Genomic DNA, 11169 nt, shown 5'->3' with positions numbered 1-11169 from the left:
AGGCACCAAACCTGAGGCAGCGTCCGGAACAGACGGCACCAAACCTGAGGCAGCGTTGGGTACGGGAGGCACCAAACCTGAGGGAGCGTTCGGAGGCACCAAACCTGAGGGAGCGTTCGGGACAGCACCAACCAAACCTGAGGGAGCGTCGGGGGTGGAAGGCACCAAACCTGAGGGAGCGTCGGGGGTCGGGGCTGCGGCGGCGACTACGGCGTCGCTCAGAACCAAGCCGAAGATACCGGCGTCGGACGTTCCGCCATCGGCACGGGCACGGCTGTCCTGGCCGGAGCGGCGGGCCGGTGCCAGCGCGGCCGCCAGGTCCGCCGCAACCAGGCCCTTCATGAGGCGCCTCCGGCCGGGACGATCCGCCGGATGGAGGTCAGGTTGGACTGCTGCTCCCAGGCGTCGCGGATCTGGATGGTCTTGCCTGGCACGGGCGCGTCGATGGCCTTGCCGTTGCCGAGGTAGATGGAGATGTGGTTCCCGCCGAAACTCACCAGCAGGTCGCCGGGCTTAGCCTCGGCCAGGGACGCCACCGGGGTTCCCTGCTTCATCTGGTCGCTGACGACGCGGGGAAGCTCGACGCCCAGGTCCTTGAAGACCCGCTGTGTGAAGCCGGAGCAGTCCATCCCGGTGGCCGGGTTGGTGCCGCCCCAGACGTACGGCACCCCGATGTACTTCTTGGCCATGGCCACCACGTTTGTGCCGGTGGCGGTTCCGGCCGGAACTGAAGCCGGACCGGCCACGGAGGCCGGCGCGGTGAGCCCGGCCAAGTTCCCGAGCCCCGCGGCGCCGCCCAGCCCCAGGCCGCCGGCCAGGGAGGAGGGATCCGTTCCAGAGGCGTTTCCGCTTCCGCCGAGGGCCGCGGTGAGCGCCTCTGTGAAGGAGCCGGCGTCGCCGTTTCCGGTCCCGGTGGCGAGGGATGTGGCTGCGGCGGACTTCAGCGCCGCGGCGGTGCTTTCGGTCTGGGCGGGACGGGTGAGTTCGGCGATCATCGACTGGATGCCCTGCATGCGGCCCAGCGCCTCGGTCATGCTCATGAGCGCACCTGCTGTTCGTCCCGGTGCCAGATCGTCGAGGAGATCTCGTCCAGGGTGGACTGTTCGGCACGCAGCTCCGCGGTGTTTACCTCGGCGTGGTGACGGGCCTGCAGCTTCTCCAGGCCAACGGACCGGGTGCGGGCGGCGATGAATTCCTCGCGCGCGGTGGCCTCGTCCGTCTCGGCGACGCGGGCGAGGTTCTGCAGGTCCGCGAGCATGCTGTGGGACGCGGAGCGGGCCGCCGCGACGGCCCGCAGCGACGCCGAGCTGACGATGTCCTCGTCGGTGGCGGACAGCTGCCGGCGGGCGGAGGCTTCGCGGGCACGGACCGAGCTGGACCGGGACCGGGCGAGGGCCAGTCCTGAGGCCGCCTGGTCCTGCTGGATCTGGCGGAGGCGCAGCAGCCCCGCGAGTGAGAATTGCCGGTTCATGCCGCGGCTCCCAGGATCGAAGTGAGGTGGCCCAGCTGACGCCAGGACTCGGGGTGGGGGGTGGACTCGTCCATAGGCTGCTGCAGGAAACCGCTGACGGAGTCCTCATGGGCCAGGGCGGCATCCACCAGCGGGTTGGTCCCGGCCTGGTAGGCGCCGACGTCGATCAGGTCCTGTGCTGCCTTGCGGGCCGCGAGGACCCGGCGCAGCGTGGAGGCTGCGTCGAGATGGGGACGGGCGTTGACCTTAGAGGCGACGCGCGAGACCGAACCGAGCACGTCCACCGAGGGGAAGTGTCCCGTCACAGCGAGTTTCCGGTCCAGCACCACGTGGCCGTCGAGGATGGACCGGGCTGCATCGGCGATGGGTTCATTGTGGTCATCGCCGTCCACCAGCACGGTGTAGATGCCCGTCACGGAGCCGGTCTCGGCGGTGCCGGCCCGCTCCAGCAGGCGGGCCAGGACGGAGAACGTCGACGGCGGGTAGCCGCGGGTAGCGGGGGGCTCGCCGGCGGAGAGGCCGATCTCGCGCTGGGCCATGGCCACGCGGGTCAGCGAATCCATCATGAGCACGACGTCCTGTCCCTGGTCCCGGAAGGATTCGGCGATCCGGGTGGCCGTGAACGCGGCGCGCATGCGCATCAACGCCGGCTCATCCGAGGTGGCGACGACGACGACGGAGCGGGCCAGCCCGGCGGGGCCAAGGTCGTCCTCCAGGAATTCGCGGACTTCGCGGCCGCGCTCCCCCACGAGGGCGATCACGGATACTTCGGCGTCGGTGCCTCGGGCGATCATGGACAGCAGGGAGGACTTGCCGACGCCGGAGCCAGCGAAGAGGCCCATGCGCTGGCCCTTGCCCAGGGTGGTCATGGTGTCAAGGACCCGGACACCGGTCTGCAGCGCGGTATCGATCCGGGCGCGTTTCATGGCGTTCGGCGCCTCGTTGTCGATCGGCACGCGCGGGCCGCTGAGCAGCGGGCCCTTGCCGTCGATCGGGCGGCCCAGGCCGTCGATGACGCGGCCGAAGAGCCCCGCGCCGGTCGGGACCAGCACGGTGCCGCCCTTAGCGCGGACCGGGTCGCCGGCGGCGACGCCGGCGAGGCGCCCGAGCGGCATGCAGCGCACGGCCCCGTCCAGGGCCGCCACCACCTCGGCGTCGAGTCCGGGGTTCTCCCCCACGGTGACCAGGTCACCGAGGGCGCAGTCCAGGCCGGACACTTCCAGGCCAAGGCCCATCACGGAGGTGACGGTGCCGACCCGCTGCGGTGCGGCCGCGGCGAGGGCCGCCGCAAAGTCCTCGCCCTTGGGGCGCCACTGGGCGATCATGGCTGCCCGCCGGAGAGCGTATCCGGGGCATTGGCGGGCCACTGCTGGTCCCCCATCAGGGCCGCCTTGGCACGGGCCAGGGCGCTGCCCAGGCTGGCGTCCAGCCAGCCCTGCTGGTATTCCACCTTCGCGTCGCCGCGCTGCAGGGACGCATCGGCGAGCAGCGGAAGGCCGGCCGGCAGGTCCTGGCCTTCCTTGGCGAGCACCTCAATGTCGGCCGGGTGCAACCGGATGGCCAGCACGGTGGCGGCGTCGTTTCCGGACAGGGCGCGGTCCAGGGCGGCGCGGGCCGTCCGGGTGCCCTCGGCGAGTTCGTAGCCGAGGATGGCCTCGGCCAGTTCCAGCGCGGTGCGGGCCAGGACCTCCTCGGCGTCCTTCAGGGCCTGGACGTTGCGGTGCGCGAAGTCGGTGCGGGCCACGGCGAGGGCGCGGACCGCACGGTCCAGGTCCTGCTGCCCGGCGGCGAGCGAGGCGGCCTGTTCGGCGGCCATCCGGTCGCGCCAGCGGCGCTGTTCCTTGGCGGCGGCGCGGACGCCCGCGGCGTAGCCGGCGGCGTGGCCCTCGGTGTAGCCGGCCTGCTCGTTGGCCGGCCCGCTGGACCGCAGCGAGGGGAAGACGATGCGGGCCGGAGGGCCCCCGGCGGAGCCGGCGTCCGTAAACGACCCGTCAGTAAACATAGTCTTCTTCGTCCCCGCGCTGGATGGTGATCTGGCCTTCGGCTTCGAGCTCGCGGATGGAGCGGACGACGGCGGCCCGTGCCTCCTCGATCTGCGAGGCGCGCAGCGGTCCCAGTGCCGCCATCTCGGATTCGAGGATTTCCAGGTTGCGGCCGGAGACGTTGGTGGTGATGGTTTCCAGCACCGGTTCCGTGGCGCCCTTCATGGCCACGGCGAGCACGGAGGCGTCCAGGCCGCGGAGCACCAGTTGCACGTCGCGGCGTTCCAGCTTGACGATGTCGTCGAACGTCACCATCTGGGCGCGGATTTCCACGGCGAGGTCCGGATCCAGCAGGTCCAGTCCGTCCAGGACGGAACGTTCGGTGCCGGCGTCGGTCCGGTTGATGATTTCCAGCAGTGGCTGGATGCCGCCGACCACCTTGGAGGCCTGCTGCGACACGGCCGCGCCGCCGCGCAGCTTCAGCGTGTCCGCGACGATGCCGATGGCTTCCGGCGCGCCCGAGCCCATGGTGGCGATGCTGAGCGCGACGTCGGCCCGGAGCGAGCCGGGCAGCCCGGACATCACGGCCGAGGCCTTGCGCGGGCTCAGGTGGGCCAGGACCAGCGCGATGGTCTGCGGAAGTTCGCCGTCGATCAGCGCGAGGATCTGCACCGGCTCGATGTCTTCAAGGAATTCAAACGATTTGCCGGCCATGTTGACGGTCAGCCGGTTGATCAGGCCGGCGGCCTTTTCCGAGCCGAACGAGGCCTCGAGCAGGCCTTCGGCGAGCTCCCGGCCGCCGCGGGCCTGCCGCGGGCTGCTCAGGGCAGCCTCGTGGAAGTCCTTCATGATCTGTTCGGCGACCTCCGGGTCCACCTTGCGGAGCCGGACAATCTCGGCGGCGATTTCCTCCGCCTCGGCGTCCGTGAACTGTGCCATCACCCGGGCCGCGTTGGGCGGGCTCATCTGCATCAGGACGACGGCGGCGCGCTGGGTGCCGGTGAGGGTCGATTCGGCAAGTTTCATGCGGGCTGCCTGTCATCCATGAGGCTGCGCAGGTAGTCGGCTGCCTTCTCCGGGTTGGCGGCGACCATGTTGTCGATCTCCTGCATGCGGCGTTCGGCTTCCAGCACCTCCATGGGCGGTGCGGGCAGTGGCTGCAGCGGCAGTGCTGTCAACGGGATGGCGGACGTCGCGGGGGCCGGATCGATGGCCGTGACGGCGGGGATCGCCGGCAGAAGGTCCAGTCGTTCGCCGAGATCCACCGGTTCGCGCTTCTGGCGGCGGCGCAGAATGACGGTGATGATCAGGGCCAGGATCAGCAGTCCGAGCAGGATGCTGCCGGCGGTGACCAGGGTGGCGAAGAACGCCTGCTGCTTCTGCGCCTCGAGGTCGGCCTTGGCCGCATCGAGGGAGGCGTTGGCCGCATCCGCGGCCGCGGTGCTGAACGGGATCACCTCGACGGTGACGATGTCGCCCCGGGCCTTGTCGACGCCGGCGGCGGAGGTCACCAGCGCAGTGAGCGAGCCGATGTTCAGCCCGCCTGCGGCGGCCTGGCTGACGGCCACCGAAATGGTCTGGCGCTTCACGGCGCCCGGCGGGATGACACGGTCCTCGGTGACCTTGTTGACGGCGTTGTTCTTGGTCGCGGTCGTGGAGTCGAAGCTGCCGTTGCCGCTGGTTCCGCCGGGGACCGCGATGTTGTCCGGTCCGAGGACGCCGGCGGCGCCGCCTGCGCCTCCGCTGTACTTTTCCGTCTTGGAGGATTCGCTCAGCGGCAGCGCGCCGGGGGTGTTGGAGAAGGTTTCGCTCTTTTGTTGGGCGGATTCTCCGGTGACATCAGCCGCGACCGCCACGGTCGAGTTGCCGGGACCGACCACGCGGTCCAGGACGGCGCGGACTGCGTCGCCGGTGCGCTGCTGGTAGTCGGCGGCCTGCTTGGTGGAGGACCCTGCTGCCCCGCCGCCCACCGTGGAGAGGACGTTGCCCTGCGAGTCCACCACCGAGACGTTGGCGGGCTTGAGGTTCTCAATCGCGGCCGACGTCAGGTGCACGATGGCCTGGACCTTGTCACTGGACAGGGTGACGCCGGGCGCGGTCTCGACGAAGACCGAGGCCGTGGTGTCCGGCGCCTTGGAGACGAAGACGGTCTTTTCCGGGATGGCGAGCCGGACCGCGGCGGTCTTCACGCCGTCCATGGCGGAGATGGTGCTGGCCAGTTCGCCTTCGAGAGCGCGCTTGTAGGTCACGGACTGCTGGAACTCGGAGGACGTTACACCCATCTTGTCCAGCAGCGAGTAGCCGGTAGCCGCTGCGGTCGGAAGGCCGGCCGCGGCGGCTTTGAGGCGCTCGTCGTAGACCTTGTCCTGCGGCACGAGGATGGTGGAGCCGCCGTCACTGAGCTCATAGGGCACGTTGTCCTTGCGCAGTTGCTCCACGATGCCGTTCGCGTCCGTGTCCTTGAGGCCGGAGAACAGCGGCGCCAGGGTGGGCCGGGTGAGCCAGGCGGAGAGCGCGACGACGCCGACGATCAGCAGCGCGGCGCCGATTACGGCGAGCGTGCGCTGGCCGGTGGTGAAGCTCTTGAGGCCGGCGCCGAAACGCTGGAAGAAGACAGTGATCTGCGGAGGCATCAGGCCTGCATCCTCATGATCTCGTTGAAGGCGTCAACGCCCTTGTTCCGGACCGTGGCCACGAGTTCCAGGGTGATCTGGGCCCGGCTCGCGGCGATGGTGGCGTTGTGGATGTCGTCGAGGTTGCCGGTCACGGCGGAGACGGCGAGCTCTTTCGACGTCGACTGCAGCTGCTGGAGGTTGTCGACGGCGCCGGTGAGCGAGGAGGCAAAGGAGGACCCGTCCGTGGCGGGGACCGCCGCGGCGCCGGAGAGGTAGTCCGTGGGCAGTACGCCCTGGACCGGCGCGATCGGGGAAACAGGCATCAGGATTTTCCAATCTCAAGGGCGGCGAGATAGGTCTCGCGGGCGCGGTCCACGACTTGGGCGTTGGCCTGGTAGCCGCGCTGGGCGATGATCAGGGCGCCCATCTGCTCGGCCATGTCGATGTCCGGGTACTTGACGTTGCCGTCGGCGTCGGCCAGCGGATGGTCCGGCTGGTAGACGATGCGGCCGGTCTCGTCGCCGAGCGCGGTGGCTTTGACGTAGACGCCGCTGCCCTCCGCGCCTTCGGCCGCTTCGACGTACTTGGCCCGGAACGCTGGCCCGGACGTGGCGGAGGCGTTGTTCATGTTGGCGAGGTTGTCCGAGACAGCGTCGAGCCATTTGCGGTGCACGGTCAGGGCGGAGCCGGCGATGCCGATCGCGTCAAAGGTCATTAGTTCGTCCTCATCGCTGCACGGACGGCGGTGAATTCCCCGCCGATGGCCCGGGCGGCGAACTGGAAGCGCAGCACGGTGTCAATGTTGGAGAGCGTTTCGGTGTCCAGGTTGACGTTGTTCCCGTTGAGCTGGGTGGGCTCCAGCGAGGTCGCCATGGTCGCCTGCGCATGCCCGTCGCCGGACTGCACGGAGGCAGCGAGGGCGTCCTCGAAGCTGACGCGCTTGGCGTGGTAGTTCGGGGTGTTGACGTTGGCGATGTTGTTCGCGATGGTGCGTTGGCGCAGCGCCAGCCCGTCCATGGCGCTGGCCAGGGCGGCGGAAGTCACGGATTCGAGCACAGAGTCCTGCCTGGGAAATTTGTGGGGTGGCCGATCCGTGGCCGGTAAACGAGCGATCCGTGCTCTTACTGTGGTTATCGGCACAGTTCAGCGCCGCGTTAGTAAAAAGTGTGAAAGGTTTCTTCGGGTTTTTTCTGGGTCCCCCGCGACGGCGGTGCTAGCCGTTGACGTCGAGGTAGATCGCACCCGACGGATCGCCGACGCCGGGCACCGAGCTGACCGCCTGAAGCTGCCGGCCGACGTCGTGCTTGGCCGCTTCCAGGCGCCGCGCCACCCGCTCCTGCGCCGCGGACAGGGCCATGGCCCGGCGTCGCGCTTCGGGCGGAAGCGGTGCGTGCAGTGCCGGCGGCGTCCAGCGCTCCACCGGCAGTGCGGCGACCGGTTGGTCCCGTGCGGACAGGGGACCCAACGGGTCCTTGAGTGTCTTCTCCGCCGCAACGACAGCCATCTCCAGCACGTCAAGCACCAGCATCCAGGCGGCGAGGGCCGGATCCCCCTCGAATGGCTCGGCTATTTGGTCTCCCCAATGGGCCTGCTCAGCCAAAACCAAGGCTCCCGCCGCCGGCGCCCGGCTGGGTGGCCCAGGCGCCGGCTGATGCGAAAGCAGATGCTGCCGACGCCGGCGCTGCCGCTGCGGCCGCAGCCTGCTGGCCGGCCGGTTGGGCTGCCGGGATCGCCGCCGCGGCCTCGTGCCACGCCTGGCGCAGGGGTTCCAGCAGCTCGATCGCCTCCCGCGTCAGTGCCGCGTCCCGCTGGATATTGGCGTTGACCAGCGCCGTGAAGGCGTAGTTGTAAAGCCCCAGCAGGCCGTCCGCGCCGTCCCAGGCGTCAGTCTTGAGCGAGGAGATGAGCTCGGCGATGATCGCCTGGCCGTGCAAGAGGTTTTCCGAGGCGACCGGCCAGTTGCCGGCCTGCTGCGCGGTCTCTGCGCGGCTGAGGTCCAGCAGCAGCCGGTCGTAAAGCATGGTGAGCAGGCGCGCCGGCGGCGCGGAAAGCACCGAGTCTGCGAGGTACTGGTTCCGCTGGGAGGCGTTGCCGTAGCCGCCGAAGGAGGGCAAGGTCATGATGAGGAACTTCCTGACGAGAGGCCTGCAAGCTGGGACGACAGCCAGGCCGACTGCGCCTTCATGCCGCTGAGGGCTACTTCAAGCGCCGTGTAGGTCTGCTGCAGGGTGGCCCGGCGCGTTACAAGGCGGTCATCCCAGCTGGCGATCTGGTCGGTGTAATCCTTGGCGGCCGACTGCTGGCCCTTGATCTTGGTGGTGAGGAGCCCCGTGGTGGGATCCGAGGCTTGCTTAGCGGCGTCTGCGACCCGGCCGGCAATCGTGGCAACGGCGGCCATGGTCCCAACGGGGTCCTTGGCCATTGCATCGCCGAACTTAGTGGCGTCGAAGTCGAGGGATCCTGTTTTGTTGAGCACAATGCCGAGGTCTGACGGGGATTTACCGTCGACGGGCTGTGAGGCCGCGCTCAGGACCGCCGCGTTGACCGTGCGGATGGTGCTGTCCCCGGTGAACACGCCACCGGAGGTGACCGGGGCACCCGAGGCGTCGGTGCTGCTGACCACGGTGCTCTTCGTCGAGATCTGGGCCAGCACACCGTTGACCGAGCTAACCAAGTCGGAGGCAGCCTTGCTGATTTGCGCGTTGTCCCGTGAAACGGTGACGCGTGCGGGAGTGGCCGAGACCTCGCTCACCGTGGCCGAGACGCCAGGGAGGATTTCCGAGAAGGTGTTGGTGGACGAACTCATCGTCACTTCAGCGGCGCTGCCAGCCCACAACTTGATCTTGGCATCCTGAGCCGTTTGGACGGGCATCAAGCCCACAGTCCCGTCCGGATCCGAGACGCTGAATGAGGCTGCTTCCCCGGACTTTGCGGAGGCGAACTGGAGGCGGAATTCGCCGCCTCCTACCGATACCTTGGACGCGACAATCCCGGCGCCGGACAGGTTGACGGCGGCGACGACGTCGTCCAGGGAACTGGTAAGGGGCGTGATAGTAACGGCCTTGCCGCCGTTGTCCGTGACGGTCATGGTGGTGTACGGCCAGGCAGCCAGGTTTTTGGTGACCGATACCTGGGACTGGGCCAACTGGGTGACCGTGAAATCAACGGCTCCGGGCTTCGCCCCGGCGCCGATGGAGGCCTTGACGTTCGAGGCGGTGCTCGTGGCCGAGTAGAGCTCCAGGCTCTTGGGATCGGCGAGTTTCGCGGCCTTGGTTGCCAAGTCTGCGACGGCGGAATTGAGACCCTGAAGCGCCGAGATGCGGCTCTGGACTGCGGCGGCCTTGCTCTTGATGAGGCTTTGCGGTGCGGCCTCGATCGTCATCAGCGAATTGATCAGGGACGTGGTGTCCAGTCCGCTGGACAGCCCATCGATGGAGAGTCCCACGCCTAAAGCTCCTTCGGAACGTGAATCGGTTGAATATGGCACTGCGGTGGTACTGCACAGCGCCCGGAGAGAAGGAATCTCTCCGGACGCTGTGCGCCTTCCACCAAAACCGGCAGAGGAGCCGTTTGCTCAACCCCTCAGCGGCCCGGTTTAGCGGAGGAGCTGCAGAACACCCTGGTTGGACTGGTTAGCCTGCGCGAGCATGGCGGTGCCGGCCTGGGACAGGATGTTGTTGCGGGTGAACTTGACCATTTCCTCAGCCATGTCCGTGTCGCGGATACGGGAGTTGGAAGCGGTCAGGTTTTCCTTGGCGACGTTGATCGTCTGCACCGCCGACTCGAGACGGTTCTGCGAAGCACCCAGTTCGGCGCGAGCGGTGGAGACCTTTGTGATCTGGGTGTCGATCAGAGCAATAGACTTCTGAGCTGCGTCTGCTGTGGTGAAATCGAGGCCGGAAGTGGTACCTGCGGTGCCGATCTTTGTCAGGTCGGTCTGAGTGTCGAGACCCGCATTCGCCGAAGTCGCGTCTACTACCCCGCCGTCCTTCGCCGTCACGACAATTCCCGTGCCGGCACCGTTTGCGTCGCGCACCGTCGAGGCGGTGAAGTGCGCGGCGAAGTTGGCGTCCTTGTTCAGCGCACCGACGAACTCGTCAACGCTCTGGAAGTCGTCGGCGTCCTGACCGGTTGCACCCTTGATGTTGTCGTCGAGCTTGCCGGTTTTGATCGTCGTGGTTACGCCGTCCTTTACGGACGTGAAGGTGTAGCCGCCCGTGGTGGCCGCGGCTGACAGGTCAGCGAGACCTGTCGTTGCCGTGAGGTCAAACTGCGTGCCGTTGGAGGCAAGGGATCCATCCTTCAATGCCGAGGTGATGGTGGTCACGTCGGCGCTTGCCAGGTCAACGGTGATGCGACTGGCGTCGTCCGCGTTGGCTCCGACCTGGAATGACATTCCAGCCTTGGATCCGTCCAGCAGCTGCGCACCGTTGAAGTTCGTGGAGCCGGCGATGCGGTCCAGTTCCTTCACGAGGCTGTCAGCTTCGGTCTTGATGGCACCGCGGGACTCGACGTTGTTTGTGTCGTTGGCGGCCTGAACACCTAGATCACGCAGGCGCTGCAGGATCGACTGGGTCTGGTTCAGGCCGCCTTCAGCGGTCTGAACAGCGCCGATACCGTCCTGGGCGTTGCGAGCAGCAACCGAAAGGCCGCCGATCTGGGACTTCAGGCCTTCGGACAGTGCCAGGCCTGCCGCGTCGTCGCCGGCGCGGTTGATGCGCAGGCCGCTGGAAAGCTTCTCCAGCGACTTGGACAGGTCGTTCTGAGTGTTGCTGAGGCTGCGGTACGCGTTGTTCGCAGCCATGTTGGTGTTGATCTGCATTCCCATGATGTTTCCTCCATGATTGGGACAGTGTTCGATGGCCCATCCGTGGGCCCTCGAGAGTAGCTATCGCCCGCCGCGCCGCAGGGGTAAGGCAAACAGCCGAAATTCTTTGGGCGCGAACCTTTGACCGCATTTCCCCTTGTAATCAGGCATATTCCGGCTAACGGAGCCTCCCTCACTGCCGATAGTTCTTACGAACCCTGCTGAAGAACGCTGAATCGTCCGCACGAACACTCAGCCCCACCGGCACCACCGCACCTGTCACCTGCACCATCC

13 protein-coding genes are annotated in these 11169 nt (G+C 67.8%); all 13 read right to left on the bottom strand.

Translation table 11 applies throughout. From position 1 onward, the window contains the following. Nucleotides 1–338: 338 nt before the first annotated feature. Complete coding sequence (locus HNO80_RS06270; protein ID WP_175321984.1) at nt 339–1040, bottom strand: C40 family peptidase; 702 nt, start codon at nt 1038–1040, stop codon at nt 339–341. Beyond that, nucleotides 1037–1471, bottom strand: coding sequence for a flagellar FliJ family protein (locus HNO80_RS06265; protein WP_175321983.1), 435 nt, complete (start codon nt 1469–1471; stop codon nt 1037–1039). Before HNO80_RS06265 ends, HNO80_RS06270 begins: the two co-directional genes overlap by 4 nt. Beyond that, the gene (locus HNO80_RS06260) at nt 1468–2796 is read right to left on the bottom strand and encodes a FliI/YscN family ATPase (protein WP_175321982.1); all 1329 of its coding nucleotides are present in this window, start codon (nt 2794–2796) and stop codon (nt 1468–1470) included. Before HNO80_RS06260 ends, HNO80_RS06265 begins: the two co-directional genes overlap by 4 nt. After that, on the bottom strand, nt 2793–3473 hold the full coding sequence (locus HNO80_RS06255; RefSeq protein ID WP_175321981.1) for a FliH/SctL family protein: 681 nt from the start codon (nt 3471–3473) through the stop codon (nt 2793–2795). The genes HNO80_RS06260 and HNO80_RS06255 overlap by 4 nt, the downstream gene beginning before the upstream one ends. Beyond that, complete coding sequence (gene fliG / locus HNO80_RS06250) at nt 3463–4479, bottom strand: flagellar motor switch protein FliG (RefSeq protein ID WP_175321980.1); 1017 nt, start codon at nt 4477–4479, stop codon at nt 3463–3465. Before fliG ends, HNO80_RS06255 begins: the two co-directional genes overlap by 11 nt. After that, nucleotides 4476–6086 (bottom strand): flagellar basal-body MS-ring/collar protein FliF, encoded by a 1611-nt coding sequence (gene fliF, locus HNO80_RS06245; protein WP_175321979.1) that lies wholly within the window; start codon nt 6084–6086, stop codon nt 4476–4478. Before fliF ends, fliG begins: the two co-directional genes overlap by 4 nt. Beyond that, entirely contained in the window at nt 6086–6391 is a 306-nt protein-coding gene (fliE, locus tag HNO80_RS06240) for a flagellar hook-basal body complex protein FliE (protein ID WP_175321978.1), read from the bottom strand. The genes fliF and fliE overlap by 1 nt, the downstream gene beginning before the upstream one ends. Further along, nucleotides 6391–6783, bottom strand: coding sequence for a flagellar basal body rod protein FlgC (locus HNO80_RS06235; RefSeq protein WP_175321977.1), 393 nt, complete (start codon nt 6781–6783; stop codon nt 6391–6393). Before HNO80_RS06235 ends, fliE begins: the two co-directional genes overlap by 1 nt. Further along, nucleotides 6783–7124 (bottom strand): flagellar basal body rod protein FlgB, encoded by a 342-nt coding sequence (locus HNO80_RS06230; RefSeq protein ID WP_175321976.1) that lies wholly within the window; start codon nt 7122–7124, stop codon nt 6783–6785. Before HNO80_RS06230 ends, HNO80_RS06235 begins: the two co-directional genes overlap by 1 nt. A 157-nt stretch (nt 7125–7281) precedes the next feature. After that, the gene (locus tag HNO80_RS06225; protein WP_175321975.1) at nt 7282–7668 is read right to left on the bottom strand and encodes a hypothetical protein; all 387 of its coding nucleotides are present in this window, start codon (nt 7666–7668) and stop codon (nt 7282–7284) included. Then, the gene (fliS, locus tag HNO80_RS06220) at nt 7661–8188 is read right to left on the bottom strand and encodes a flagellar export chaperone FliS (protein ID WP_175321974.1); all 528 of its coding nucleotides are present in this window, start codon (nt 8186–8188) and stop codon (nt 7661–7663) included. The genes HNO80_RS06225 and fliS overlap by 8 nt, the downstream gene beginning before the upstream one ends. Continuing rightward, nucleotides 8185–9513 carry a flagellar filament capping protein FliD gene (gene fliD, locus HNO80_RS06215; protein ID WP_175321973.1) on the bottom strand — a complete coding sequence of 443 codons (1329 nt, stop codon included), beginning with the start codon at nt 9511–9513 and terminating at the stop codon, nt 8185–8187. Before fliD ends, fliS begins: the two co-directional genes overlap by 4 nt. Nucleotides 9514–9663: 150 nt before the next feature. Further along, nucleotides 9664–10896, bottom strand: a complete 1233-nt coding sequence (locus HNO80_RS06210) for a flagellin N-terminal helical domain-containing protein (protein WP_175321972.1) — start codon at nt 10894–10896, stop codon at nt 9664–9666. Between the last annotated feature and the right edge of the window lie 273 nt (nt 10897–11169).

Source organism: Arthrobacter sp. C9C5 (assembly GCF_013359735.1).
Lineage (GTDB): Bacteria > Actinomycetota > Actinomycetes > Actinomycetales > Micrococcaceae > Arthrobacter.
The sequence above is the reverse complement of the archived record's forward strand: the minus strand, read 5'-3'. Positions and strand labels throughout refer to the sequence as shown.

Coding starts and splice junctions, on each gene's coding strand:
- HNO80_RS06270 (WP_175321984.1), bottom strand. CDS start 1,040: ATGAGCATGACCGAGGCGCTGGGCCGCATGCAGGGCATCCAGTCGATG.
- HNO80_RS06265 (WP_175321983.1), bottom strand. CDS start 1,471: ATGAACCGGCAATTCTCACTCGCGGGGCTGCTGCGCCTCCGCCAGATC.
- HNO80_RS06260 (WP_175321982.1), bottom strand. CDS start 2,796: ATGATCGCCCAGTGGCGCCCCAAGGGCGAGGACTTTGCGGCGGCCCTC.
- HNO80_RS06255 (WP_175321981.1), bottom strand. CDS start 3,473: ATGTTTACTGACGGGTCGTTTACGGACGCCGGCTCCGCCGGGGGCCCT.
- fliG (WP_175321980.1), bottom strand. CDS start 4,479: ATGAAACTTGCCGAATCGACCCTCACCGGCACCCAGCGCGCCGCCGTC.
- fliF (WP_175321979.1), bottom strand. CDS start 6,086: ATGCCTCCGCAGATCACTGTCTTCTTCCAGCGTTTCGGCGCCGGCCTC.
- fliE (WP_175321978.1), bottom strand. CDS start 6,391: ATGCCTGTTTCCCCGATCGCGCCGGTCCAGGGCGTACTGCCCACGGAC.
- HNO80_RS06235 (WP_175321977.1), bottom strand. CDS start 6,783: ATGACCTTTGACGCGATCGGCATCGCCGGCTCCGCCCTGACCGTGCAC.
- fliS (WP_175321974.1), bottom strand. CDS start 8,188: ATGACCTTGCCCTCCTTCGGCGGCTACGGCAACGCCTCCCAGCGGAAC.
- HNO80_RS06210 (WP_175321972.1), bottom strand. CDS start 10,896: ATGGGAATGCAGATCAACACCAACATGGCTGCGAACAACGCGTACCGC.